Here is a 24,107-nt window from a genome sequence, read left to right as displayed (position 1 = left end):
AGGAACTACCCATGTCCACTCGATTCATTACCGGCCGTCTCTCTGCCGACCCTGAGGTGCAGCAGGCGGGCCGCATCCAGATCACCAAGTTCACGGTGCTCGAGAACACCTACGAGTACCGCGGCGAGGAGCGAATCGAGGGGCACCAGCCCCTCGCTCACTATGTCGAGGCGAAGTTCGAGCTCGGCGCGAATGCCGCGAGCTCGCTGCACAAAGGCGACGCGGTGATCGTCGTCGGCGCCGAGCGGGATGCCTCGTTCGGGGGCCGAGAGGGCACCGTGTACCGGCGCATCATCGACGCCTCCGCGATCGGTCCCGACCTCGCCCACGCGACAGCCACCGTCGATCCCATCCGCCGTGCCCCTGCTACAGCAGCGCCGGCCTCCGCAGAAAGCTGACCGCGCATGTTCTCGCAATCCGGCATGCCCGACATCCAGCCGCAAATCCCACCCATTCCCGGACTTGCTGAGTCGATCGCGGGGTTCGGCGCCGTTGCCGGGGGCATCGCGTTCGTCGCGCTCGTTCTAACCGCGGTATTCGCCGCTTTGGGTGATCGGTGGCGGCTGGGTGTTGTGACCGTCACGATCGGCAGCGTCGCGGCGGTTGTCACGGTCTTCTGCTGCGTCGCTGTGGGTGACTGGCGGCCCGCGATCGCGGTCGTGGCTGGCCTCGTGCTCGCGATCGTCATCGTCGTGGCCGTGCGCTGGCAGCGCCGCCGAGTCTCATGGCGCTGAGCCCGCGGCGCTTGATGCTCGCTCCGATCCTGATCGGGGCGAGCATCTGCGTTACCGCGTGTGTGCCTCTCGGCGGTCCCGACGCCGGCAGCTCGTCGACGAGCGGTGTCGTGGTCGCGGTCGTTGACGGCGACACGATCGACGTCGACACCGGCGCCGGCGCGCAGCGGGTGCGGATCATCGGGATAGACACCCCCGAGATCGGCCGGGGTGGGAACACAGACGAGTGTTACGCGCAGGAGGCGCGCGAGATCCTGGATGAGCTGATCTACCGCAGCGACGTCGAGCTGATCGCGGACCCCACCCAAGCCGACGTCGACCGGTGCGGCCGACTACTGCGGCACGTCCGCCACGACGGCCACAGCATCGCCCTGACACTCATCGAGGCGGGCGCTGGGTGAATACACCTACGACGCCGCTTATGACGGCCAGGAGGCCTACAGGGCCGCTCAGAACGCCGCCGAGCGCGACGGTCGCGGCCTGTGGGCAGCGTGCGCGACGGGCGGCGACAGATGACCGCGTTCGCGCTCACCCGGCGGGCGGCTTCGCGCTGAGAGGCGTCACCGCAGACGCCCATACCCACGCGCGATGCTCAACACCGCCCACGGGGAACCGGATAGCTACGGCATCCGGTGTCCACCGGCACGCCTCGGCTTCGACCCACACGGGTGTTGCGCTGAACCGCACCCACGCCCGGACGGGCCTTGGTTTCGGGTCGATCGTCACGGGCTCGGTGTCGAGGCCGATCTCTTCGCGGGAGAGAGACTGCAGCGGGCCGGCGTCGCGCGCGATGCGTTCCAGGATCTTCTGATCCATCCGCCGGTCGACCGAGGCCGCATAGCGCTTGTTCGTCCCCACGGTCACACCTGCCCCTCTCGGAACCAGGGTAACCGCGTTCGAACATTTGTTCTATCCAGCTCGCGCCGTGGGCAGGGGTGTCCGCTGCAGCGGCACCCGAAGCCGCGCAGCGGACGGCCGGCGGCGGGGCCATGGTGCCCCCCGGAGGGAAACGAGCACCATGATGACCGCCGTCGGGATTGCAGTCATGGCGGTGCGCATATCTGGATGCGATGGTCTCGTCGGCCTGACCGACGAATCTGGAGTCTGGTACTGGCTGAAGCAGCAACGGTCTCCCTCCTCCGCATCGTCGGGCTCGTCCTCCTTGCAAACCTTACAACGGTGCTGAATAAGCCACCGGAACTTGCAGCATTCCTTGGCTGCTCCGCTTCATAAGCGGCTGATGGGCACCGGTGACCGCGAACGGGAGCAGATCCTCGCTCAGTATCAGGCCACTCCCGAGGCGCCCAGGAGCACCCCGACCCCGTAGGTGGCGGCGAGTGCGAGGGCGCCGCCGGTGACGACGCGGATCATGGCGCGGGGTCGGGAGCTGCCGCCGATGTGTGCGGAGATGGCGCCGGTGATGGCGAGGGCGATGAGGACGGCCGCGAAGGTCACCGGAACACGCCACTCTGGTGGGGGTAGGAGGATGGCGAGCATGGGGAGGATCGCGCCGATCGTGAACGCGGCTGCGGAAGCGACCGCCGCGTGCCAGGGGCTCACGACGTCGTCCTCGTCGATGTTGAGCTCGGCTGATAGGTGCGCGGCAAGGGCGTCGTGCGCGGTGAGCTCCACGGCTACCTGTCGTGCGGTCTGCTCGCTGAGCCCACGGGCCCGGTAGAGCCCGGTGAGCTCGTCGAGCTCTTCCTCCGGCATGTCGCGCAGTTCCTGCCGTTCCTTCGCGATCAGGGCGCGTTCGCTGTCGCTCTGGCTGCTGACGGAGACGTACTCGCCGAGGGCCATCGAGATCGCACCCCCGACCAACCCCGCCAGCCCGGCGGTGAGGATGGGCCCGGAGGCGGTGGTCGCGCCGGCGACGCCGACCACGATCGCGGCAACAGAGACGATGCCGTCATTTGCGCCGAGCACGCCGGCACGCAGCCAGTTCAACCGTTGCGCAATGCCGTCGCGATGCGGCTCATCGGGGTGCGGCTGGAGCGCGGGGTTGTCTGCGGGCAGATCTGTCGACATGACCCCAATACAAGCACCGCTGGTCCCGGTGAGCAACGTTGGTGAGGCTAAGCGTGCCGCGGCCAGGCGGCTAAGAATCCTGGAAGAAAGGAGGGGGATCGTGGGAACTGTCGATAGCCGGAGCTACGCGAAGTGAGTTGAGAATGGCGACAGATACGGCCCCCCTTTCACGGGCGGCAACGTTCCGCACTGACGATACGGTTGCGCGGGTCCGGCGGGTCCGCACTCGTCGACGGATGCGCGCGGCCGACCTGATGGTTGTTGCGGTCTGGCTGTCGGTCGCCGTCGCGATCTCCCTGTGGCTCGCCTACGGCGGGATGAACCAGGTCACCGATCCCGCTTCCGCGATCACCGCGCTCGGCATCGTCACGGGACTTGTGGGTACCGACCTGATCCTGGTGATGCTGGTGCTCGCCGCTCGCATTCCGGCGATCGACCGCGTCTTCGGCCAGGACAAGGCGATGGCCCTCCACCGCAGGCTCGGCAAGCCCGCCCTCTCACTGATCCTCGCCCACGCAGCCCTCCTCACCGTCGGTTACGCGATGAGCGACGGGTCGAACGTGGTTGCCGAGACGATCGGGTTCCTCCAGAGCAAGGACCTGCTGCTCGCCTATCTCGGGTTCGGGCTGCTCGTCGCGGTCGTGGTCACTTCGCTCGTCGCCGTCCGCCGTCGCTTCTCCTATGAGGCCTGGCATCTGATCCACTTGCTCAGCTACCTCGCCGTGCTGGTCGCCGTGCCTCACCAGCTGAGCGCGGGCGGTGTGCTCGCCGAAGGCACCGGACAGCGGGTGTACTGGCTCGCCCTGTACGTGCTCGCGTTCGGTTCGATCGGTGTCTTCCGCTTCCTGGTGCCGATGATCCGCAGCGCGCGTCACGGCATCCGCGTCGCCGGGGTCGAGCAGGTCGCTCCGGGTGTCGTGTCGCTCCACCTCACGGGGCGGAACCTGGATCGGCTGCACACGGCCGGCGGCCAGTACGCGATTTGGCGGTTCTGGACGGGTGCGACGTGGTGGCATGCGCATCCCATCTCCTTCTCCGCTGTGCCGACCGCCACGACGGCGCGCATCACAGTGCGTGACCTCGGGCGCGGCAGTGCCGCGATCGGACGCGTGCGTCCGGGCGCGCGCGTCTCGATCGAAGGTCCGTACGGTGTCTTCACTGACGCGCACCGGGTCGCTCCGAAACTCGCAGTCGTCGCGGCGGGCATCGGCATCACGCCGATCCGATCCCTGCTGGAGCATTCCCCGCTCAGTCCGGGTGAAGCCACCGTCGTCCTCCGCGGCACCGATTCCACCCAGAGCTACCTGTGGAGCGAGATCGGCGCACTGCCCAGCATGCGCGGCAATACCGTGTATACGATGCTCGGTGCACGGCCTCCGGGCCTTGCCACCTGGATGTCTGCCGAGGCGCTGTCGCGTGGGGTGACGATCACCTCGGCGTTCCCTGACTTGCTGCGCTCGGACCTTTACGTGTGCGGGCCGCAGGCGTGGACGGATCTGGTGATTCGCGATGCCCGCGCCGCAGGATTGCGGGAAGCGCAGATCCACGTGGAGAGGTTCGACTGGTGAGGGCGCGCGCTACGATACTGGGCGCCCTGTCCTCGATTGCCGTACTCGCGGTCGGTTGGCAGCTCGGCGCTGATGGCCAGCAGTCAGAGACAACGACATCCGATACGGCTGCCGGATCAGCACCGACTTCGACTGTCACGCCGTCGGCGGATGCCGGAAGCAGCACAGCGACGCCCGCACCGACACCCAGTGCGTCCGCGTCGGAGACCACGACGTCAGCTGTCTCGGGGACTTTCACGGGGACATCCGTTCATACGCGTTTCGGTGACGTCCAGGTGCAGATCACCGTGCAGGACGGCATCCTCAGCGACGTGACCGCGCTGCAGCTCACCGACCAGGATTCCCGGTCGGTGTCGATCAGCAACCGCGCTGCCCCGATCCTTCGTCAGGAAGTCCTGTCCGCACAATCAGCGAACGTGCACAGCGTCTCAGGTGCCACCTACACGAGCAACGCCTACCTGACCTCGCTCCAGTCCGCCCTCGACCAGGCTGGACTGTGACCGTGACGACGCATGTGTTCAACACGATGGGCACGACGGCGAGCCTCCGCTTCGCGGGGCCGGTGCCGAGCGATGAGGTGCTGCTCCAGGTGGAAGATGCCTTCGCCGAGTTCGACCGCCGGTTCAGCCTCTACCGTGCCGACTCAGAGCTCAGCCGCATCGCGACAGGGGAGTTGACGCTCGCGCACTCCAGCGATGCCGTGCGCGACTGCTACAGGGAGGCGATGATGTGGTCGCATCGTACGGCTGGCGTGTTCACGTCTCACCGGCCGGACGGTGTCCTGGATCTGTCCGGCATCGTGAAAGCCGCGGCCATCGCAGCGGCTGGCACCATTCTCGACACCTTCGGCATGCCCTCCTGGGTGCTCAACGTCGGCGGCGACATCCTCACCCGCGGCAGCATCAACGGCTCCGCGTGGCGGATCGGGATCACAGACCCCGACGCCCGAACATCCCTCCTGTGCGCCCTCGAAGTGCAGAACCCACGGCAGGCGGTGGCCACCTCCGGCACCGCAGAACGCGGCGAGCACATCTGGCGAGCCCCGGCTACATCGGACACTCTCGTCCGTTACCGGCAGGTGACGGTCGTCGCCGATGACATCGTCACCGCCGATGTGCTTGCGACCGCGATCCTGGCCGGCGGTCCTCAGTGGTGCGACGACATCCTCGACCGGTTCGACGTCGACGCCCTCACCGTCGACGACCACGGGGGGATCACCGCATCGCCCGGGCTGCGGGAAGCCGCAAGCCTAATCCTCGGATGAGCGCGTCAGGCCCTGCCTATACTGCGATCATGCCCGAGCGTGCGCGGATCCTGCTCGTCGAAGACGACGCCCGCCTCGCCGGCATGCTCGAGCAGTTGCTGCGCTCCGAGGGGTATGACACCGTCCTTGCCCGCGACGGGCAGCGAGCCTTGCACGAAGGACTGACTCAGAGCTTCGATGCCATGATCCTGGACCGTGGCCTGCCGGCTATCGAGGGTCTCGACGTGCTCAACAGGCTCCGCAAACGCGGCGTGCTCACCCCTGCGCTGATCCTGTCCGCCCTCAGCAACCCCGCCGACCGTGTGGAGGGGCTGGACCGGGGAGCCGAGGACTACCTCGGCAAGCCGTTCGACATTGACGAACTCCTCGCCCGGATCCGCGCGCTGCTGCGCAGACATCTCAACATCGTGCCCACGCTTCCCCTCCCAAACGGAGCCCTGGACACGAGGAGCCGCACCGTCACGACTCGCGACGGTGACACGATCGACCTCTCCGAGCGGGAATCTCAACTCCTCGAGCACCTCGCACGCCGACCCTCGCAGATCTTCGAACGGCACGATCTGCTCGGCACGGTGTTCCCCGATGCGGACGATCCTGGCGTGATCGACACCTACGTGCACTATCTGCGCAGAAAACTCGGCCGCGAATCGGTGAAAACGATCCGCGGCATCGGCTACCAACTGGGACCGCTCCGGTGATGGCGCGCAGGCCTCGCGACCCGGAGGATCTCCGGGGCGCCGCGCTACGACTCACCGCCCAGTTCACCGCGCTCGTCCTCGTGGTGCTCGTCGTCGTCGGCGGGGTCGTCTTCGCGATCGTGAGCAGCAGCATCGCCGAGGCCAGCGAGCATGCGCTGCGCGCCGCCACCCAACTCGACTCCAGGAAGGATGCCGCCTCCGGCACCTTTGTGACCATCGTCGATACTCACAGCGGCGGCCAGATCGTCACGTCCGAGAGTATGCCCGACGGCCTGCTCGACACCGCCGCGATCCAATCCGTCGAAGCTGGCGGCGGGGACCAGCGATCCGAACGCACCGTCGACGGTCGCACCTACGCGCTGCTCACCACCGCCGATGGGGACCACGACCGCGTCATCCAGGTCGCTATCGATCAGCACGAGACAGCTGAGGAGCTCAGTCGTCTTTCGGCCGCGCTTCTTGTCGGCGGTGTGATCGCAGTCGTGCTCTCGTTCGCCGCGTCGTATCTGATGGCGAAGCGTGCCATGCGGCCCCTCGCCGATGCGCTGGCACTCCAGCGCCGCTTCGTCGCAGACGCCAGCCACGAGCTCCGTACCCCCCTCACCCTCCTCAGTACCCGTGCCCAGCTGCTCAAACGCAGAGGGCAGGACAGCCTGCCGAGTGACGTCACCGATGCCATCGAGGACGTCGTCACCGACACGAACGCCCTCACCGAAATCCTCGACGACCTCCTTATCGCCGCCGACCCACGAAGCAGCGCGACGCAGGAGCCCGTCGATCTCGTCGCCGTCGCCGACCGGGCCATCGCCCTCCTCGCCGACGACGCGACCGCCCGACACATCGAACTGATACGCACAGGCAAGTCAGGATCGGTAACCGTGACCGGGTCGCCCGCGGCACTCCTGCGCCTCGTCCTCGCACTGTGCACGAACGCGCTCGACCATGCGCAGCACGCCGTCAGCATCACAGTGACGGCGAGCGCGTCCAGAGCGGTCCTAACTGTGACCGATGACGGGCCCGGGTTCGACCCGACGATCGCCGCGACCGCTTTCGAACGATTCTCCAGCAGCCGAGCAGGCACCCGCACCGGCGCTCCGGGCAGCGGCACGCGACACTATGGCCTCGGCCTCGCCCTCGTGAGCGAGATCGCGCGGCGACACCATGGCACCGTCGCCATCGACCACTCGAACTCGGGCGGCACTGTCGTGTGCAGCTTCCCCGTCGCATCGTCGGCGCGTTAAGCACACGTTCACCTGCCCTATCGACATTCGATATCGAACTCCGATAGAAAGCCGGAGTGGCGAGCGAACCTTCCGTTGACGAACTGGAGGAGTACCGTGACCTCCTCGCTGGGCTCGTCAGGATGCACGTGCTGCACCACGCGTCACAGGAAGAGATCTACGGCGCCTGGATGATCGAGGAGCTCGCCAGTCACGGATACCGCCTCTCAGCGGGCACCCTCTACCCCATGCTCCACAGAATGGCCGAAGACGGCTACCTCACCGTACGAACCGAACGAACTGAGCGCGGCATCCGCAAGCTGTACTCCGCGACCGAGAAAGGCCAGCGCGGCCTCGCGGTCGCCCGGCAACGGATGCGTATCTTCACACAGGAAGACACAGGCCGATGACAACGGACACCACCACTCCCGCGCAAGCTAGACAGGGATCCACCCGCGAGGTGCTAGGTGTCTGGGTAACATGGGTAACAAGTAACAACGATTCCCGCGTTACTCACGAAAGGAAGTGGTCGCATGGCCGAGGTAAACGAGCAGGCAGCCGCGACGAGCCGCGCGGCTGCGGCCGCCGAAGCGTTGGCCGCGGAGGGAGCCGCAGTCACGGCGAGAGCCGTGCGTGAGCGCTCCGGCGTGAAGATGTCTGTCGCCGCGGACGTGGCACGCGAGTGGAATCAGCGCGAGCAGAGCAAGGGCGATGTTCCGAGTGTCCCTGACGCGCTACGGACTCGCTTCGATGCGATCTGGGCCGAGGCGGTCGTGCTCGCGCGGGCGGAGCACGCCGCCGAGCGGGAGGGCTGGCAGCAGCGTCTTACGCAGCTAGAGGCAGAGCGCGACGCGCTCACGGATGACCTCGCCAAGGCTGAGGATGCGCTCGACAGCGCGGTGACGGACGCGAAGGTGCAGCAGCAGGAGGCACAGCAGCTCGCGGAGCGTGCCCGAGCGGAGGCCGAGCAACGCGCACAGCTCACAGCAGATGAGCTTGCCGGCGAACGGTCCCGGGCCGATCGAGCAGAAGCGCGTGCGGAGGCGCTGGTCGAGGAACGCGACCGACTGATTGGCGAGCGCGATCGAGCCACCCAGGAGGCGCGCGAGAGCCGTAAGCCGTCCAAGGGCTGACGCTTGACGAGGCCTGCCAGAAACGATCGTTTCTGACGCGCCAGCACCTACCCCGCCATATTGGGGGTCAGAAACGGTCCCCGATACCTAGTTTCGGCGGACGTTTGCGGTCGTTTGGCTCGTGGGTTCGGGGCGTGCTTTCCGTGCCTGGAAAGTGGCGGCCGCGAGGGCTCCGATGGCGAGGGCGGCGAGGGTTACGGCTGCTGCCAGCAGGCTTGCGCCTCCGAGCCACCCGGCGATCGGGTAGGTGATGAGGAAGCAGGCGTGGGAGAGCGCGAACTGTGCCGTGTAGACGAGGTTTCGGTTCTGCGGGGTTGAGGCTTCGGCCAGCAGCCGGGACGACGGCGTGTTCACAAGCGAGGTGCCCATGCCGAGCAGCATCCAGGTGCCCAGGAGCACGGGCCAGCCGGCGTCGGTGTCGGTGAGGAGCGCGGTGAGTGCCACAGCGGCGAGCAACCCGATGGCGATGAGCGTGCCACCGGCGAGCATGGGGCGGATGACTCCGAACCGGTCGACGAGCCAGGGAACGTTGAGCGCGACGGCCAGGGAGCCGATGCCGTAGCAGGCGAGCGCGAGGGTGAGCGCGGTGTCATCGAGCCCGAAGACCCCGCGGGCGTAGACGACGGAGTTGACGAGGACGATCGCCGTGCCCGCGGCGACGACGACGTTGGTCAGCAGCACGAACCGCAGCGTCGGGGTCCGCGCGAACACGCGCACGCCGGTGGGGAGGCGTTGCCAGAACGTGTCGGTCGAGGCGTTGGGTTCTCGAGCGGGGAGCTTCGCGATGAGTACCAGGACTGCGGAGCAGGCGAAACCGAGCGCGGTCCCGAGGAACAGGTTGTTGTAGGAGACGATGGTGAGCAGCGCCGCGGCGATGATTGGGCTCACCAGCGCTTCGAGGTCATACGCGAGGCGGGACAGCGAAAGGGCGCGGGTGTAGTCGCGTGACTCGGGGAGCACGCTGGGGATGAGGGACTGGAACGCGGGTGTGAATGTCGCGGATGCTGATTGCAGGACGAACACGAGCACGTAGATCTGCCACGTCTCGGTCACCATCGGAAGAGAGAGCGCGATCGCGAACCGGATCGCGTCGGCACCGACCAGGACAACCTTTTTCGGAAGCCGGTCAACGAGGGCTGCGACCAGCGGTGCCACGCCGACGTAGGCGACCATCTTGATCGTCAGCGCCGTGCCGAGCACGGCGCCGGCGGACTCACCCGCGAGGTCGAACGCGAGCAGCCCGAGAGCAACGGTGAGAAGACCTGTGCCGAGGAGGGCGAGCACTTGGGCCGAGAACAACGCCCGATAGGTGGGGTTGCGAAGCACGCGGATCATGCGTGGTGTCCCGGGGCGTCGTCGACGGCGTGCTCCGCCTGCCGGATCGCCTCGACGACGAGCCGCATCGCGTGCTCATCGGTGAGGCGATAGAACGCTTTGTTCCCGTCCTGGCGAACCCGGACGAGCTTCCCCCACCGCAGTTTTGCGAGGTGCTGCGAAACCGCTGCGGGGCTGCGGTCGACGATGTCCGCGAGATGGTTCACCGACAGCTCCCCGTCGCGCAGCGCCAGCACGATGCGGATACGGGTCGCGTCAGCGAGGAGCCGGAACACTTCGACGGCGACCTCGACATACTCACTGGCGGGATTGAGGTCGTCTCCATTCGTATCTACGTGCATACGCAGATAGTAGTACATGTGAAGGGCGGCCCGGTCACGCACCGTGAGGTGCTGCCCGGGCCGCCCTGTTGCTGCCGCCGCGTCGTTGGTTAGGTGCGGCGACGGCGGACGAGGATGACGGCCAGGAAAGCGAGACCGGCGGCAACGACAGCGCCACCGACACCCAGTGTCACGAGTGCCCACGCGGGGAGTGCGGCGGAGTCACCTGCCGTCTCCGAATCCGCATGGTCCGGGTCGGAGTCTTCGGAGTGGGAAGAGTGCCCGTCGTCGTGCGTCTCGGTCGAGACTTCCGCGTCACCAACGGCGAACGGGATAGTCGACGAGATGGGGTGTCCGTCCCCGGACACCACCCGCCACTGCACTTCGTAGCCGGCGTCCGGCATACCCGTTTCGAGGGGGATCGTTACCGTCGAGCCGTCGATTGTTGCCTCACCGTCAACCCAGTCTGTGCCGGCGTCGTCGACGACGGCGATGGCTGCGCCTTCCGGGAGAACTTCGGCGGTGAAGACGAGTTCGACCTGCTCCGGGGCAGTGTCGAATTGCTGCCCCTCGGAGGGTGAGCTTGATGCCAGGCTCTCGTGGGCGAAAGCCGGCGCACCGCCGGCGGTGACGAGGAGTGCTGCGAGGACCGCGGCCGCAGCGCCGCTGAAGAGATGTGTATGCCGCATGGGCATCCTTTCGGAGAGTTCCCGGCAGGGAGCGGGAACGAACTGACACCCGGCGCGATTCGCGCACGGGTCCGCGACGGAGAGACCGTCGCGTGAAGTGGTCAGATGCCGAAAGACAGCGGTGGCCCGCGGCGCCGATCACTAGGGAGGACGCACAACGACCGCAGGGCACGCGCCGCAGGGGCGACCACCCAGAGGGATCCGTCCGGGATCACGACCGAGGGGGCGGCGACGATCGCAGTCTTCCGACGCAGCCACGCACGGGCCTCGCCTACCGCGGCGGCCGCCAGCAGCACGGATCGTTCTCCGACATAGATGCCGGCGACCGTGATCACCGCAGCAACAGCGTGGGCCACCCACATAGTCCTGCCACCGTGATCATGCGTCACCGCCGAGGCAGCAGCTTCGGTAGCGATCATCGCGGTGTGATGGTGCCCGTGCACGTACCCGTCGAGCGAAGCTGCGCCCCCGGGAGCCCCAACAGTGAACAGAGTATGGAAGAGCAGCTGTGAGGCGGTGACCGACAGCGTCAGGCGCACCATGGACAACCGGTGGCCGAGAATGACCGTCGACACCGCAGCCGCCAGCACGAGTGGCACGAACAGCCCCAGCCAGCCTGGAACCTCACCGCCACCCGCAACGTGAGACATCAGCGCGACGAACGTCGCAAACAGCGCGACCAGGCCACCGCGCGCAGCGCGAGCACCCCGGTGCAGCCTCATCGATCCATTCTCGCTGACTGAATGTAGGTCACGATCCCCCCGCCGAAAACGATCGTTCCTGACGCGCCAGCGCCTACCCCGCCATACCGAGCAACACCCACGTGCCCAGGAGCATGGGCCAGCCGGCCGTGGTGGCTGTGAGGAGCGCGGTGAGTGTCACGGCGACGAGCAGCCCCACGACGAGCGTCCCGCCGGCCAGCATCGGGGCGGATGACTCTGAACCGGTTGCACTGCATACCCTAGGGGGGTACGGTGCCCATCATGAATGGGTATGCCGCTAGCAAGGACGATCTGCAGCAGCGACTTCGCCGTATTGAGGGGCAGGTGCGCGGGATCGCGCGGATGGTCGATGAGGAAAAGTACTGCATCGACGTGCTGACCCAGGTGTCGGCCGTGACGAATGCGCTGGAGACGGTGGCGTTGTCGTTGTTGGGGGATCACCTCAACCATTGCGTCGCTGAGGCCACCGCCGAGGGTGGCGCTGTGGCGGCCGAGAAGATCCGGGAAGCAAACGATGCGATCGCGCGCCTGGTCCGTTCATGATTCGACTGATTTAGGGAGAGAGATATGACTGACCGCATCGAGCTTGGGTTGAAGGACGCCAACGCGGGGTGTGCGTGCTGCGCGACATCATCGGTGTCCGAAACTGCTGCCGCGACGTCGGCGGTAACGGGCGAGGTGCTCGTATCGGGCATGACGTGCTCGCACTGCGTGTCCAGTGTGACTGAGGAGCTATTCGCGATCGACGGCGTTCAAGGCGTCACTGTCGACCTGAATGCCGGTGGCGTTTCGCGTGTCACCATCCACAGCGACCGCCCGATCGATGAGGGATCCGTGAAGGCTGCAGTCGAGGAGGCCGGGTACGCCCTGACCAGCGCGACTGCGTGAACGCGGTCGGCGCACCCGATTGACCCGCGCACCTGCTGCGCTGAAAAGAGGGAGGCTCTGATGAGCCAGCACGAGCATCACGACCACGCCGCCCACCAGGGCTACGCGGTCGCTGCAGAGCACGACCATGCCGCGATGGGTCACAGCCCGAACGACGAGAGGGCGCCCGCATCGGGTCATTCCGCGCATGGGCATGCTGATCACGGCGGGCATGCTGGCCACGGGGACCACGTCGCGAGCTTCCGTCGACTGTTCTGGATCATGCTGATCTTGGCGGTTCCGGTGGTCGGGTTCTCGATGATGTTCGCGATGCTCATCGGGTATGAGCTTCCCGATGCGGCGTGGGTGGGGTGGATCTCTCCGGTTCTGGGCACGGTCATGTACGTGTGGGGTGGTGCCCCGTTCCTCACCGGTGCGGTTAGTGAGCTGCGGGCACGCAAGCCCGGGATGATGCTGCTGATCGCCCTCGCGATCACGGTCGCGTTCCTAGCGTCCTGGGGTGCGAGCCTTGGGGTCCTCGATCATGAGCTTGATTTCTGGTGGGAGCTCGCGCTGCTGATCGTGATCATGCTGCTCGGGCATTGGATCGAGATGCGTTCGCTCGCGCAGACCACGTCCGCTCTGGACTCCCTTGCCGCGCTCCTGCCCGACGAAGCGGAGAAGGTCGACGGGGACAACACCGTGACCGTCGCGCCGGCGGACCTGCAAGTGGGGGATGTTGTGGTCGTCCGCCCCGGCGGGCGGGTTCCCGCAGACGGGCGGATCGTGCAGGGCTCAGCCAGCATGGACGAGTCGATGATTACCGGCGAGTCTCGTCCCGTCCGCCGCAGCGACGGCGACCAGGTCGTCGCCGGGACGGTCGCGACCGACTCGGGTGTCCGGGTGGAGATCACTGCGGTGGGGGAGGACACCGCTCTCGCCGGAATCCAGAAGCTTGTCACCGATGCGCAGAACTCGTCATCCCGCGCCCAGCGGATCGCGGACCGTGCGGCCGCGTGGTTGTTCTGGTTCGCGCTCGGCGCTGGTGTGATCACCGCGATCGTGTGGACGCTGGTTGGGTTGCCCGATGATGCGGTGATCCGCACCATCACCGTGCTGGTGATCGCATGTCCCCACGCCTTGGGCCTGGCGATCCCTCTCGTGGTATCGATCGCGACCGAGCGGGCCGCTCGCGGCGGTGTGCTCATCAAGGACCGGCTCGCGCTGGAAAGCATGCGCACCGTCGACACGGTCCTGTTCGATAAGACCGGCACCCTCACTAAGGGCACCCCCGCGGTTACTGCGATCAAGCCCGCCGGTGCCATCACCTCGGACGAGCTGCTCGCTCTCGCCGCGGCAGCGGAGTCCGACTCCGAGCACCCGCTGGCCCGAGCGATTGTGAACGCCGCGAAAGAGAAGCTGCTACGCCTCCCTGCTGCCACCGACTTCACATCGTCGCCCGCAGTGGGGGTGCGTGCGCAGGTGGAAGGACGCGCCGTGCAGGTCGGTGGACCGTACCTGCTGGAACAAGCAGGCGGCACGGAGTTGCCGGTCGCGGAGGAGTGGCGCAAGGAAGGTGCGATCATCCTTCACGTCCTCATCGACGGGCAGGTCGCTGGTGCACTACGCCTGGCCGACGAGGTGCGGTCCGAGTCGCGAGCGGCAGTGGCTGCCCTTCACGAAAGGGACGTGCAGGTGGTGATGATCACCGGAGATGCCGACGCTGTCGCCGGGTCCGTCGCCGCGGAACTCGGGATCAACCGGTACTTCGCCGGGGTCCGCCCCGAGGACAAAGCCTCAAAGGTGAAAGCGCTGCAGGACGAGGGCCGGAAGGTCGCGATGGTCGGTGACGGCGTCAACGACGCCCCCGCTCTTGCTCAGGCCGACGTGGGTATCGCGATCGGCGCTGGAACCGATGTCGCGATCGCCTCCGCGGGGGTGATCCTCGCTAGCGACGACCCGCGGTCGGTGCTGTCGGTGATCGAACTGTCCCGCGCGAGCTACCGGAAGATGAAGCAGAACCTGTGGTGGGCGGCCGGTTACAACCTCATCTCCGTTCCCCTTGCCGCGGGCATCCTGGCCCCGGTCGGGTTCGTGCTGCCCATGTCGATCGGGGCGATCCTGATGTCCCTGTCGACGATCGTCGTTGCGCTCAACGCGCAGTTGCTGCGCCGACTGGATCTCACCCCTGACGCGGTGGCAGGGCGCCGCTGATCGATAGGCGCTGGTCGTAGCCTGGAACGGAGGAGGTGAATCGTGTCGCTGATCAACATCGCTGAGAGCGTCAACCGCTCGCGCACGCTGACGCGAACGCGCACGCTTCTCACCCTCCTGGCCGTGACGAGCGCGGTGATCCTGGGGCTCCTCGCGATGCACTCGCTCAGCTCCGCCCACGGGCACGACCCCGCCACAGTGGCTCACACCGCCTTGATGGATACCGGACACGGCGCAGCTCACGCGGACGGACACGAGGCGGCGGCCGCGACGGAGTGCGCCGACTGTGGCGGGGGTCACGCGGACATGCTCGCGATGGCGTGCATCCTCGCCCTAATGGCCCTCACGGTTCTGCTCTCCCCACGGGTCGGGCACCTCCTGGGACTGCTGCGCGGCAGAGCACCCACCGTCGCCCGGGCATGGGTTCGCGGCCACGTTCCTCCCACACCGTCGTTATCCGTTCTCTGCATCAGTCGCACGTGAGCCGTGGCTGAGCGGCGTACCTCGTACCCGCTCGTCCCGCTCTGTTGCCAGCGAGCTGCTGGCGTCACGTACACCGATATTTGGAGAACCCTGATGAAGATTCGTACCGCGGCGACCGTCGCACTCACCCTCGCCGCCGCTCTCACCCTTGCCGGGTGCGCAGACGGCGGAAACTCCTCTTCAATGCCCGGAATGAACCACGATGGAGACTCATCGCCCTCGGCGGAGGCCGCGAACGCGAACGACGCGGACGTGATGTTCGCGCAGATGATGATCCCGCATCACACCCAGGCCGTGGAGATGTCCGACACCCTCCTAGCCAAGGACGGTGTCGACGAGCGGGTGACCGCACTGGCCGAGAAGATCAAAGCTGCCCAGCAACCCGAAATCGACCAGCTCGAACAGTGGCTGGAAGAGTGGGGCGCCGAACCCGCCAAGGACAGCATGGACGGGATGGACCACGGCAGCGGGATGATGAACGAAGAGGACATGCAGGCCCTCGATGATGCCACCGGGAACGACGCCTCCCGACTCTTCCTCGAGCAGATGACGGCGCACCACGAAGGGGCGATCGAGATGGCGCAGGACGAAGTCAATAACGGCCAGAACCCGGGCGCGACCCAGATGGCGCAAGACATCGTCGACACCCAGACCGCGGAGATCACGGAGATGGAGGACATCCTCGCAACGCTCTGACCCCGAACGTGTGGAGCGCTCCCGCGCTCCACACCCGGGTCAGACCCCTGCCAGGTCCCGACAATGCGCCGCAGCTCCATCCCCAGCGCCCACAAGTCCTCCGCCAACTCCGTCCGCCGCGCCTTGACCTCAGCAGCAGCGATCGCCGCCGCGATGCTGGTCACCGGATGCGGCGCCAATCCCCGCGATGCCACTGCGGCTCCCGAACCGGAACTCACCCATGTGCACGGGGTCGTCACTGACCCCGCGGGCGACGGTTTCCTCGTCGCCACCCACGCGGGAATCATCCCCGCCACCGCTGAGGGTGCGATCGGCGCCCGTATCGGGCCCGGATTCGACGCAATGGGTCTCACCCTTGCGGGAGACACCCTGCTGGCATCCGGTCATCCCGGTGAGGACACTCCGGCCGAGCTCGGAACACCACACCTGGGCATCATCCAAAGCACCACCCGGGCGATGTCCTGGACTCCTGTGACATTCACCAACGAGAAGGACTTCCACGTCCTAGCCGGAACCCCCTGGGGCGTCGTCTACGGAATCGCCACCGACGGCCCCGACCTCCTCATCAGCAAAGACAATGGGCACACCTGGGAACCCGCGGGCGCAACCCTCCCCGCATACAACCTCGTCGTTGACGCCACCAAACGCGTCATCGCCTCCACAGAGAACGGACTGCAGACCAGCACAGACTCGGGAGCAACCTTCACCAACTGGGCCAACACCCCCACCATCGCGCTCCTGAACAACTCGCCCGACCACGAACAGATCGTGGGCGTAGACACGGAAGGGACCGTATGGGTCACCACTGCCGGCGCGACCGGATGGGACAAGGCCGGCAGTACCAGTCTTAGCGTGCAAGCTGTCGCCATCACCAACGACGGTGACGTCGTCACGGTGGATCAGACAGGCGTCACCTCCCTCACAACGGCCCGTCCGTGACCCGTCTCCTGCCATGACAAAGCAACGAAAGACTCAGCGGCGAACATCCGATGAGCTGCACACGCAAGACCAACCTGTCATCGTGGTGTGCCGCGGCGGGGACTGCGGTAGTCGTACCAAGCATCCCGAGATCAACCATATGGAACAGCTGCGCCGGGTCAGAGAGGGAGCATCCGACTCAGCACTTGTCGCCACCAGCAAGTGCCTCGATGCGTGTGAGCACTCCAATGTCATTGTGGTTGTCCCCGGCGATGCAGCACGCCATACCGAGCCCGACCCCGTCTGGTTCGGTGAGATGAACGACCCAGAGCTCACGGAGGACTTGATCGATTGGGTCAATGAAAAGGGCCCGGAGAGCGTGAGCATACCTGTCTCACTAAACCTCGCCAGATTTACTCCGACCCGAGCCAGTCGGCATGAGCTGGGGAGCGGCGCTGTCATGATGCCGTCTTCCGGCAAGCTTCGGCGTCCGCGGTAACGCGGTCCCTCGTTGCGCAGGAAACCGAGCGCTCCTAACGAGTCTTCAGCACCGATCGTGCCTATGCCGCGAAATCTCCCGCCTCACCATCGGCCCCCTGACCCTCGTTACCTCTGTCCGTTCCTGCCGAAAACGATCGTTTCCGGCAGGCCCGTCGACATCGACGGGCAGCTGCGCGACATGTGGCTTGGTTCGCTTGGTGGCGGGGTTTTTGCAGCGCTCCGTGGCGGTCTTGTTGCCGCGATCACGCAGGACTGGCTGCAGGTAGGTGTCGCGGTCTGAACCGAGAGGGGTGCGCCCGGTCGGGGCCGTTTGGATCGCTGCCGCTACGTCAGAGTCCGAAGGCTCCGCCGCTGACGAGGATCACGATGCCGAGGCCGATGAGAACGATGGGGAAGAGGATGTGCTCCCAGCGTTCGAGCACTTCTGCGATCGGGGGGCGGGTGGCGACGAACTTTGCCAGGGCCACCAGGACCGCGACGAGCGCGAGGAAGACGATGCAGTAGGCGACTACTGCGAGAGGTTCCACGCTGAGGAAGACAGGGGTGTAGACGCCGATGTTGTCGCCGCCGTTGGCAAGGGTGACGCCTGCGACTGTCCACACGCCGACCTTCTTGCCGGCAACCTTGGCCTCGTCGTCATCGTCGTCATCGTCTCCGCGCCAGGCCTGCCATGCGGCCCAGAGGCCGAGGCCCAGAGGGATGAGACCGAAGTACGGGATGGCTGCCGAGGGCAGGAATGCTCCGGCACCGATGGTCACCAGGACCGCGGCACCGAGGATGCCGGCGAATCCGAGGTACTGGCCGGCCAGAATGCGGGCGGTAGTGCCGCGCTGGCCTGCCCCTCGCGCGAAGAAGAGGGAGAGCACGATGATGTCGTCGATGTTGGTCGCTGCGAACAGGCCCATCGCCTGCAAGACCGAGGTGAGGATCATGCGCCCTCCCCAGCTGCGTCGCATCCGGGAAGCGAGCAGGCGGGATCGATGCACGGGGCGTCTTCGTCCACTGCCAGGGTGGCATCGACCAGTGCCGTCAGCGCCTGCGCCAGGTGCGAATCGGCGATCTCATATCGTGTCCGACGACCCTCGGGCTCGGAGACGACGATCCCGCAATCGCGCAGGCATGCCAGGTGGTTGGACACGTTCGGGCGTGTCAGGTCCAGATCTCGGGCCAGTTCCGCCGGGTAAGCGGGATGGTCGAGCAGGGTCAAGATGATCCGGGATCGAGTGGGGTCGGCCAGTGCACGACCCAGGCGGTTCATCACGTCGAGACGCGAAGCAATAGTCAGCATGAACTGAACTATACAGCGCGCACTGAACACTCGTTCACAGGCGTCAGCCCAGATCGCATGCCCGTAAGGGGATCGGCTTGCGGGCGCCGCTCGATGGGCGAACATGCGCGCCTGATCGAAGCAGCGGGTCCTCGACAGGGACGCAGTTCGGGATCCCGCTCCGAACTTGTTGCAGGGGCCCGTCCGGTTCGCGTGGTTAGTGTGTGGCGCCGAGTTCGACGAGGAGGACTCCGCCGACGACGAGGGCGATGCCGGCGGCCATGATCCAGGTGAAGGGTTCGTCGAAGAGCAGTTTGCTGAGGATGGCGGTGAGGGCGACGCCGGATGCTGCCCAGATGCCGTAGGCAACGCCGAGGCCCATTCCGGCGCTCAGGGTGAGGGACAGGAATGCGAAGGCGGCGAGGTAGCCGATCGCGACGCCGGCGATCCAGATCTTCTTGCCGTGTGTGGCCATGCGCAGTGCGAGGGTGCCGGCGACTTCGAAGAGGATCGCGCCGATGAGGAACAGCCAGGCCATCAGAGTGCCTCTCGCTTCTTGGCGGCTCGTTGGGAGCCGAGCTCGATGGTGAGGACGCCGAGGATGATCAGCGCGATCCCGCCCAGCATCACGGGGGTGAGTGCTTCACCGAAGATGACCGCGGACAGGATGGCGGTGAGTGCGACACCGGAGGCGCCCCAGATCCCGTATGCGACGCCGAGCGCCATCCCCTGCCGCAGAGTGAGGGAGAGGAACAGGAAGGCGCTGATGAATCCGGCTGCCACGAGTGCGTACCAGGCGGGGTGGTCGAGTGCCGCCTTCAGGGAGAGGGAGCCGGCGGCCTCGCTGAGGATCGCGCCGACGAGGAAGAGCCACTTCTTCATGCTTCGACTTTCGAGAGGAGTTCATACGCAGCCGCGAGGATCACGGCCCGTTCGTCGGGTGTGGGGATGTTGATGCCTGTGGCGCCGGCGAACCAGGCGCCGTCCGCGAGCAGCCGAACAGCTGTGATGTATCCGCGCTCAGGGAGCGCCAGCTGCTCGAGGCCCACGAACCAGGTCGAGATCCGCTCCGCCCACCGGGCGGTGAGCTCTTGGCGCAGGCGGGGGTCGGTGAGCATCACGATGTCGGCAGGGTCGGGTTCACGGGTGACGCAGGCCTCGACGTAGATGCCCGCTCGCTCGCGCATTGTCGAGCCCTGGAACGGGGATGTGAGCCGGGCGTCCATCTCGCGCTGCCACTCGTCGGCGACGTGATCGACAAGGCCGAGCATGAGCGCTTCCTTCGTTCGGAAGTGATACATCAGACCCGGTTTGGACAGCCCGGAAGACTGCGCCACCGAGTCGAACGAGATCGCCCCACCGCCACGGATGATGTCGAGAGCGTGCGCGAGGATCTCTTCACGCGAGTTCGATGCCATGCATCTACTTTACCATCCGGTTGGTTAAGCGCGCCTCCGGCATGTTCATAGCGGAGAGCTGCTGCCCCGCCGGGCTCGATAACGGAACTGCCCGTTTAGGGATCGCTTTGTGGGACGGCATCGAGCGTGCGCGCTTGCTGACGACTCAGGCAGAATCACGTGCCCCACCGACGATGTCGACCGTCCCATATAGCGTGTTCGTAAGGAATCCCGCTGACGGTTCCCTATATGGGACGACGAGGAGGGTCAGATGATCGTTGGCTACGCGCGGGTGTCCACTATCGCCCAGGACGTCGAGACGCAGCGCCTCGCCCTGCTCGAGCTGGGTGTCGCCCCCGACCGGATCTACACCGACGAGGGGTTCACGGGTAAGAACCTCGAGCGTTCGGGGCTGCGTGAAGCGATGGCCGCGGTGCGAGAAGGGGATACTCTCGTCGTCCCACGGCTGGACCGGTTCGCGCGGAATGCGGAAGAGACGCTCCGGCGTGTTCGTGAGCTCACCGAACGCGGCGTGATCTTTCAGATGGGGCGCACCACGTACGACCCTCGCGACCCGTGGTCGAAGCTGTTTCTCACTTTCCTCGCTGGCATGGCTGAGGCGGAGGGTGGATGGATCAGTCTCCGGACCCAGGAGGCGATGGCGCGCCCCGCGGTCCGGGCGAAGTTGAAAGGCCGGCAGCCGAGCTTGTCGCCCGAGAAGGATGCGGCGATCGCCAGGCACCTCGCGGACAACGAGATGACTCCGGCTGAGATCGCCACGCTATTCAACACGTCGCGCAGCAGCGTCTACCGCGCGGCCGGCAGGCATCAGAAGCGGATGGAGGCGCGTCGTTCACCGAGGCAGACATCCGCGAGAACAGCGCAGCGCGTGACTATGTGGTCGAGAACCTCGGCTATACCGAAGCGCCCGTCGTGGTCGTCTCCAGTCCGTCCATGGTGCTCAGGATACGAGCGCGACGACACTAGTGGGCTGGCACCCGCATAGGAGCGGTAGAGAACCGGGGACGGTTCAATCGTCTATCGCGCCGCAGTGATCCTCAACGCCGTCATCGCCTGGACCCGGCTATTGTCAGACATGCCCTAGGTCACGGGTGACGCTGGTGAAAATCATCTCGACGTTGCAATAAGCTGCGCCCGATTGCGCGCGCCGACCTTCCGGAGAAGGTTCGACACATGGAACTTCACCGTGTTGACGGAGATGAGGAGCTCCTCCGCGATTTCGGCATTGCGCGCTCCCGATGCGAGAAGCCGTAACACATCTCGTTCGCGCATGGAGAGTTGTGAGAATTCCGGAAGTGGCTCGGGTTCCGCCGGCGGATCGAGGGGGAGGCGGATGTCGACTGAGGACCCCCAGCCGGGTGTTGAGGAGACCGCAATCGCGCCGTCGAGGGCTGTGACGCGTTCGACGATTGGGCGGATCGAGTCGTCGTGTGCGGAAAGTTCGCCGGCCCCGTCATCTCGGATGCCGATCAGGAGATTTAGGCCGTCGCAGTCCCACTGGATGCGCACCCGCCGAGCCTCGCTGCGATCCGCGAGTGCGAGCACCGAGCTGCGGACGATGGCGCGCGCCGCGTGCGCGACCTCTCCGGGGAGTGCCCGACCGGTCGCGGGCGGCTCAACGAACTGCACGTCGAGATCGCCGAACCGGACGAGGGGGAGCAGGTCGCTCTGCAGTCGGGCGAACGCTCCGACGACGGGTTCGAGGATGCTGCTGCGTTCCTGATCGGTGACAGCGCGCAGCCCGATCAAGGCGCTCGTTGCCGCCTCGATCGCCATGTTGCGTGCTGCGCGGTCATCGAGGCGAGGCGATCGCAGAAGTGCGAGCAGAGATTCGAGCGTGATCGCGTGCCGGTCAGCATGCTCGGCGACGATTCGGGCGTGGTCGGCGACATGCTGACGGGACGCGGGCGACGCCAGTTCGGTGAGGTCCACGGTGACAACCTACCCACTCAGGTAGGCCCATGCCTACGGGTAGGTTGGCCTGGTCCTTTGCGGAGGAGCCAACGCGGCCGACGGCCGTGATGATGGGGCGATGGACGTCCTCGAAATCGGTGTGGGCAACTCGCTCAGCCGCATCGCCCGCGAACTCGAACTCGCCACCGACAGACTGATCGCTCGCGACCGGGCGGAATTGGCGGAGCTCGCGGATATCGTCGGCGCTGCTCCGCGAGTCTTCGTGCTGGGTGCAGGCCGATCGGGGCTCGCGCTGCGAATGACCGCGATGCGACTCATGCATCTTGGCCTGACCGTCCACGTCGTCGGGGAGGTCACCGCTCCTGCGATCGAACCAGGTGACTTGCTCCTCGCTGCCAGCGGTTCCGGAACAACGGACGGCATCGTGCGCGCGGCACAGACAGCCGTCGATGCTGGCGCCCGGGTGGCGGCGATTACAACAGTCCCAGACTCTCCGCTCGCAACGCTGGCAGCCGTCACGGTAGTCGTGCCGGCTGCGGGCAAGCTTGATCGCTCTGAAACGGCATCTGAGCAGTATGCCGGCAGTCTCTTCGAGCAATTGGTCGTTGTCCTCGGCGACGCGCTTTTCCACACACTCTGGTGCCGCTCCGGCTTGACCGCTGATGAGCTCTGGCCTCGCCACGCAAATCTCGAATGACGCAAACCACTGCACGAAAGGAATCCAAATGAAACTGCAGTTTGCCATGGACACCCTCTCTACCGAGGCCGCGCTCGAACTCGCTGCTGCCGCCGCGCCGCACGTCGACATCCTCGAGCTCGGTACCCCGCTTATCAAGAGTGCTGGCCTTTCGGCGATCACCGCGATCAAGAAGGCCCACCCCGACAAGGTCGTCTTCGCCGACCTCAAGACGATGGATGCCGGCGAGCTCGAGGCTGATATTGCCTTCGCTGCGGGTGCCGATCTCGTGACGGTTCTCGGTAGCGCCGGTGACAGCACGATTGCCGGTGCCGTGAAGGCGGCGAAGAAGCACGGTAAGGGCGTTGTCGTCGATCTCATCGGCGTGAGCGACAAGGCGAAGCGTGCGAAGGAGGTCGTTGCACTTGGAGCGGAGTTCGTCGAGATGCACGCGGGCCTCGACGAGCAGGCCGAAGAGGGCTTCACCTTTGCCACCCTGCTCGAGGACGGCAAAGCTTCGGGCGTGCCGTTCTCAGTCGCAGGCGGCATCAATAGCTCGACGATCGCTTCGGTGCAGGAATCTGGGGCGCAGGTGGCTGTGGCGGGAGGCGCGATCTACGGCGCTCCCGATGTCGGTGCTGCCGCCGCGGAACTCCGAGCAGCCATCGTCTGACGACCTAGGGCGTGTCTGACAATAGCCGGGTCCAGGCGATGACGGCGTTGAGGATCACTGCGGTGCGATGGACGATCGCATGCTTGTCGTAGTGGGTGGCGAGTCCACGCCATTGCTTGGAGTGGCAGTAGTGGCGCTCGATGACGTTGCGGCCCTTGTAGTCGGCGGCATCGAACCCGACGGGTCGTCCGCCGCGTGACCGGCGGCGCTTGCGAGCGCAAGCGGCGCGCTACTCACCGCTGATTCGCACAGCCGCGTTGGTTGGCACAGGGCCCGCGCTGACGACCACAGTCGTGACGCTTACCCCTTTGCGGTACCGGCTCCTCATCAAACACATCAACTCAAGGCGAGCCCCTTGACATGTCGTTCGGTGGGGGCGTTTGCTGTCTCGCGCAGGGCCCAGCGTTGTCGAGGCCCTACCAAAGAAACACCGAGCAACACATCGGAACGGAGTGGACATGAAGGCAGTGGTGTACGAGGGACCCCGTCAGGTCAGCACGAAGGACGTCCCGGACGCGAAGATCGAGCGCCCTACCGATGTGCTGGTCAGGGTGACGACGACGAACATCTGCGGCTCGGACCTCCACATGTACGAGGGGCGGACCTCCTTCGAGGTAGGCCGGACGTTCGGTCACGAGAACATGGGGGAGGTCATCGAGGTCGGTAGTGGTGTGGAGAAGGTCAGGGTCGGAGACCGGGTTGTGCTCCCTTTCAACATCTCGTGCGGATTCTGTAAGAACTGCGAACGCGGCCTGACCAACTACTGCCT

33 protein-coding genes and 1 pseudogene are annotated in these 24,107 nt (G+C 66.1%); 20 read left to right on the top strand and 14 right to left on the bottom strand.

The genetic code is table 11. The features are described from left to right. Positions 1-11 precede the first annotated feature (11 nt). Genes ACI2K6_RS16250 through ACI2K6_RS16240 form a run of 3 tightly spaced genes read left to right on the top strand, consistent with a single transcriptional unit; the run spans position 12 to position 1,135 of the window. Positions 12-398, top strand: a complete 387-nt coding sequence (locus ACI2K6_RS16250) for a single-stranded DNA-binding protein (protein ID WP_269268742.1) — start codon at positions 12-14, stop codon at positions 396-398. 6 nt (positions 399-404) lie between these two features. Continuing rightward, positions 405-734 carry a hypothetical protein gene (locus ACI2K6_RS16245; protein ID WP_269268743.1) on the top strand — a complete coding sequence of 110 codons (330 nt, stop codon included), beginning with the start codon at positions 405-407 and terminating at the stop codon, positions 732-734. 14 nt (positions 735-748) lie between these two features. Further along, on the top strand, positions 749-1,135 hold the full coding sequence (locus ACI2K6_RS16240; protein WP_404568980.1) for a thermonuclease family protein: 387 nt from the start codon (positions 749-751) through the stop codon (positions 1,133-1,135). A 127-nt stretch (positions 1,136-1,262) separates the two neighbouring features. Here the strand turns inward: ACI2K6_RS16240 and ACI2K6_RS16235 are convergent, their stop codons facing one another. Next, complete coding sequence (locus tag ACI2K6_RS16235) at positions 1,263-1,598, bottom strand: hypothetical protein (RefSeq protein WP_269268745.1); 336 nt, start codon at positions 1,596-1,598, stop codon at positions 1,263-1,265. A 420-nt stretch (positions 1,599-2,018) separates the two neighbouring features. Continuing rightward, positions 2,019-2,762: a VIT family protein gene (locus ACI2K6_RS16230; protein ID WP_269268746.1), complete on the bottom strand. Its 744-nt coding sequence runs from the start codon at positions 2,760-2,762 to the stop codon at positions 2,019-2,021. A 236-nt stretch (positions 2,763-2,998) separates the two neighbouring features. Between ACI2K6_RS16230 and ACI2K6_RS16225 the strand changes: the two genes are divergently transcribed. The 7 genes from ACI2K6_RS16225 to ACI2K6_RS16195 all read left to right on the top strand — a co-directional run bounded on the left by ACI2K6_RS16225 (position 2,999) and on the right by ACI2K6_RS16195 (position 8,645). Next, positions 2,999-4,330 (top strand): ferredoxin reductase family protein, encoded by a 1,332-nt coding sequence (locus tag ACI2K6_RS16225; protein WP_282502679.1) that lies wholly within the window; start codon positions 2,999-3,001, stop codon positions 4,328-4,330. 275 nt (positions 4,331-4,605) lie between these two features. Continuing rightward, complete coding sequence (locus ACI2K6_RS16220; protein WP_311200160.1) at positions 4,606-4,830, top strand: FMN-binding protein; 225 nt, start codon at positions 4,606-4,608, stop codon at positions 4,828-4,830. A 2-nt stretch (positions 4,831-4,832) separates the two neighbouring features. Next, entirely contained in the window at positions 4,833-5,594 is a 762-nt protein-coding gene (locus ACI2K6_RS16215; protein ID WP_269268748.1) for an FAD:protein FMN transferase, read from the top strand. Between the two features lie 29 nt (positions 5,595-5,623). Then, complete coding sequence (locus ACI2K6_RS16210) at positions 5,624-6,292, top strand: response regulator transcription factor (RefSeq protein WP_269268749.1); 669 nt, start codon at positions 5,624-5,626, stop codon at positions 6,290-6,292. Further along, the gene (locus ACI2K6_RS16205) at positions 6,292-7,533 is read left to right on the top strand and encodes a HAMP domain-containing sensor histidine kinase (RefSeq protein ID WP_269268750.1); all 1,242 of its coding nucleotides are present in this window, start codon (positions 6,292-6,294) and stop codon (positions 7,531-7,533) included. Before ACI2K6_RS16210 ends, ACI2K6_RS16205 begins: the two co-directional genes overlap by 1 nt. 122 nt (positions 7,534-7,655) lie before the next feature. Then, positions 7,656-7,922, top strand: a complete 267-nt coding sequence (locus ACI2K6_RS16200) for a PadR family transcriptional regulator (protein WP_282502691.1) — start codon at positions 7,656-7,658, stop codon at positions 7,920-7,922. Positions 7,923-8,045: 123 nt separating this feature from the next. Next, positions 8,046-8,645 carry a DNA-binding protein gene (locus ACI2K6_RS16195; RefSeq protein ID WP_282502681.1) on the top strand — a complete coding sequence of 200 codons (600 nt, stop codon included), beginning with the start codon at positions 8,046-8,048 and terminating at the stop codon, positions 8,643-8,645. A gap of 87 nt (positions 8,646-8,732) precedes the next feature. Here the strand turns inward: ACI2K6_RS16195 and ACI2K6_RS16190 are convergent, their stop codons facing one another. From ACI2K6_RS16190 to ACI2K6_RS16170, 5 genes are all read right to left on the bottom strand, one after another. Then, positions 8,733-9,980, bottom strand: a complete 1,248-nt coding sequence (locus ACI2K6_RS16190; RefSeq protein ID WP_282501775.1) for an MFS transporter — start codon at positions 9,978-9,980, stop codon at positions 8,733-8,735. Beyond that, positions 9,977-10,321 carry a metalloregulator ArsR/SmtB family transcription factor gene (locus tag ACI2K6_RS16185; protein WP_282501776.1) on the bottom strand — a complete coding sequence of 115 codons (345 nt, stop codon included), beginning with the start codon at positions 10,319-10,321 and terminating at the stop codon, positions 9,977-9,979. Before ACI2K6_RS16185 ends, ACI2K6_RS16190 begins: the two co-directional genes overlap by 4 nt. An 89-nt stretch (positions 10,322-10,410) precedes the next feature. Next, entirely contained in the window at positions 10,411-10,989 is a 579-nt protein-coding gene (locus ACI2K6_RS16180) for a copper resistance CopC family protein (protein WP_323986758.1), read from the bottom strand. A 101-nt stretch (positions 10,990-11,090) separates the two neighbouring features. Beyond that, on the bottom strand, positions 11,091-11,711 hold the full coding sequence (locus tag ACI2K6_RS16175) for a hypothetical protein (RefSeq protein WP_323986757.1): 621 nt from the start codon (positions 11,709-11,711) through the stop codon (positions 11,091-11,093). A 73-nt stretch (positions 11,712-11,784) separates the two neighbouring features. Next, complete coding sequence (locus ACI2K6_RS16170) at positions 11,785-11,913, bottom strand: hypothetical protein (RefSeq protein WP_323986756.1); 129 nt, start codon at positions 11,911-11,913, stop codon at positions 11,785-11,787. A gap of 59 nt (positions 11,914-11,972) precedes the next feature. On the opposite strand from ACI2K6_RS16170, the gene ACI2K6_RS16165 reads away from it, so the two are divergent. The 6 genes from ACI2K6_RS16165 to ACI2K6_RS16140 all read left to right on the top strand — a co-directional run bounded on the left by ACI2K6_RS16165 (position 11,973) and on the right by ACI2K6_RS16140 (position 16,910). Then, entirely contained in the window at positions 11,973-12,254 is a 282-nt protein-coding gene (locus ACI2K6_RS16165; protein ID WP_323987779.1) for a metal-sensitive transcriptional regulator, read from the top strand. A 24-nt stretch (positions 12,255-12,278) separates the two neighbouring features. Continuing rightward, entirely contained in the window at positions 12,279-12,599 is a 321-nt protein-coding gene (locus ACI2K6_RS16160) for a cation transporter (RefSeq protein ID WP_323986755.1), read from the top strand. 60 nt (positions 12,600-12,659) lie between these two features. Then, a complete protein-coding gene (locus ACI2K6_RS16155) occupies positions 12,660-14,792 on the top strand; it encodes a heavy metal translocating P-type ATPase (RefSeq protein WP_323986754.1) in 2,133 nt (710 codons plus the stop codon). 42 nt (positions 14,793-14,834) lie between these two features. Continuing rightward, on the top strand, positions 14,835-15,275 hold the full coding sequence (locus tag ACI2K6_RS16150; protein WP_323986753.1) for a DUF6153 family protein: 441 nt from the start codon (positions 14,835-14,837) through the stop codon (positions 15,273-15,275). A 93-nt stretch (positions 15,276-15,368) separates the two neighbouring features. Next, on the top strand, positions 15,369-15,971 hold the full coding sequence (locus ACI2K6_RS16145) for a DUF305 domain-containing protein (RefSeq protein WP_323987777.1): 603 nt from the start codon (positions 15,369-15,371) through the stop codon (positions 15,969-15,971). Positions 15,972-16,034: 63 nt separating this feature from the next. Further along, positions 16,035-16,910, top strand: coding sequence for a hypothetical protein (locus tag ACI2K6_RS16140; RefSeq protein WP_323986752.1), 876 nt, complete (start codon positions 16,035-16,037; stop codon positions 16,908-16,910). Between the two features lie 809 nt (positions 16,911-17,719). Here the strand turns inward: ACI2K6_RS16140 and ACI2K6_RS16135 are convergent. From ACI2K6_RS16135 to ACI2K6_RS16115, 5 genes are all read right to left on the bottom strand, one after another. Beyond that, the gene (locus ACI2K6_RS16135; protein ID WP_016997609.1) at positions 17,720-18,322 is read right to left on the bottom strand and encodes a cadmium resistance transporter; all 603 of its coding nucleotides are present in this window, start codon (positions 18,320-18,322) and stop codon (positions 17,720-17,722) included. Further along, on the bottom strand, positions 18,319-18,678 hold the full coding sequence (locus ACI2K6_RS16130; RefSeq protein ID WP_006590980.1) for a helix-turn-helix transcriptional regulator: 360 nt from the start codon (positions 18,676-18,678) through the stop codon (positions 18,319-18,321). Before ACI2K6_RS16130 ends, ACI2K6_RS16135 begins: the two co-directional genes overlap by 4 nt. Before the next feature lie 196 nt (positions 18,679-18,874). After that, positions 18,875-19,195, bottom strand: coding sequence for a multidrug efflux SMR transporter (locus ACI2K6_RS16125; protein ID WP_239281899.1), 321 nt, complete (start codon positions 19,193-19,195; stop codon positions 18,875-18,877). Then, complete coding sequence (locus ACI2K6_RS16120) at positions 19,195-19,539, bottom strand: multidrug efflux SMR transporter (RefSeq protein WP_239281897.1); 345 nt, start codon at positions 19,537-19,539, stop codon at positions 19,195-19,197. Before ACI2K6_RS16120 ends, ACI2K6_RS16125 begins: the two co-directional genes overlap by 1 nt. Then, positions 19,536-20,075, bottom strand: coding sequence for a TetR/AcrR family transcriptional regulator (locus tag ACI2K6_RS16115; protein ID WP_239281895.1), 540 nt, complete (start codon positions 20,073-20,075; stop codon positions 19,536-19,538). Before ACI2K6_RS16115 ends, ACI2K6_RS16120 begins: the two co-directional genes overlap by 4 nt. Positions 20,076-20,325: 250 nt before the next feature. On the opposite strand from ACI2K6_RS16115, the gene ACI2K6_RS16110 reads away from it, so the two are divergent. Further along, complete coding sequence (locus ACI2K6_RS16110) at positions 20,326-21,060, top strand: recombinase family protein (RefSeq protein ID WP_323986751.1); 735 nt, start codon at positions 20,326-20,328, stop codon at positions 21,058-21,060. A 122-nt stretch (positions 21,061-21,182) separates the two neighbouring features. Here the strand turns inward: ACI2K6_RS16110 and ACI2K6_RS16105 are convergent, their stop codons facing one another. Next, positions 21,183-22,007, bottom strand: coding sequence for a LuxR C-terminal-related transcriptional regulator (locus ACI2K6_RS16105; protein ID WP_323986750.1), 825 nt, complete (start codon positions 22,005-22,007; stop codon positions 21,183-21,185). 100 nt (positions 22,008-22,107) lie between these two features. On the opposite strand from ACI2K6_RS16105, the gene hxlB reads away from it, so the two are divergent. Beyond that, complete coding sequence (hxlB, locus tag ACI2K6_RS16100) at positions 22,108-22,686, top strand: 6-phospho-3-hexuloisomerase (RefSeq protein ID WP_323986749.1); 579 nt, start codon at positions 22,108-22,110, stop codon at positions 22,684-22,686. Between the two features lie 28 nt (positions 22,687-22,714). Continuing rightward, positions 22,715-23,338, top strand: a complete 624-nt coding sequence (hxlA, locus tag ACI2K6_RS16095) for a 3-hexulose-6-phosphate synthase (protein ID WP_271174940.1) — start codon at positions 22,715-22,717, stop codon at positions 23,336-23,338. A gap of 4 nt (positions 23,339-23,342) precedes the next feature. Here the strand turns inward: hxlA and ACI2K6_RS16090 are convergent. Beyond that, positions 23,343-23,552, bottom strand: a pseudogene (locus ACI2K6_RS16090) (IS5/IS1182 family transposase); the annotation flags it as partial. Between the two features lie 244 nt (positions 23,553-23,796). Between ACI2K6_RS16090 and ACI2K6_RS16085 the strand changes: the two are divergent. Continuing rightward, positions 23,797-24,107, top strand: a 311-nt coding sequence (locus ACI2K6_RS16085; RefSeq protein ID WP_404568979.1) for an alcohol dehydrogenase catalytic domain-containing protein, incomplete at its 3' end; no start/stop codon positions are given.

The sequence above is a fragment of the Microbacterium sp. NPDC006705 genome (assembly GCF_044903545.1).
Lineage (GTDB): Bacteria > Actinomycetota > Actinomycetes > Actinomycetales > Microbacteriaceae > Microbacterium > Microbacterium plantarum.
The sequence above is the reverse complement of the archived record's forward strand: the minus strand, read 5'-3'. Positions and strand labels throughout refer to the sequence as shown.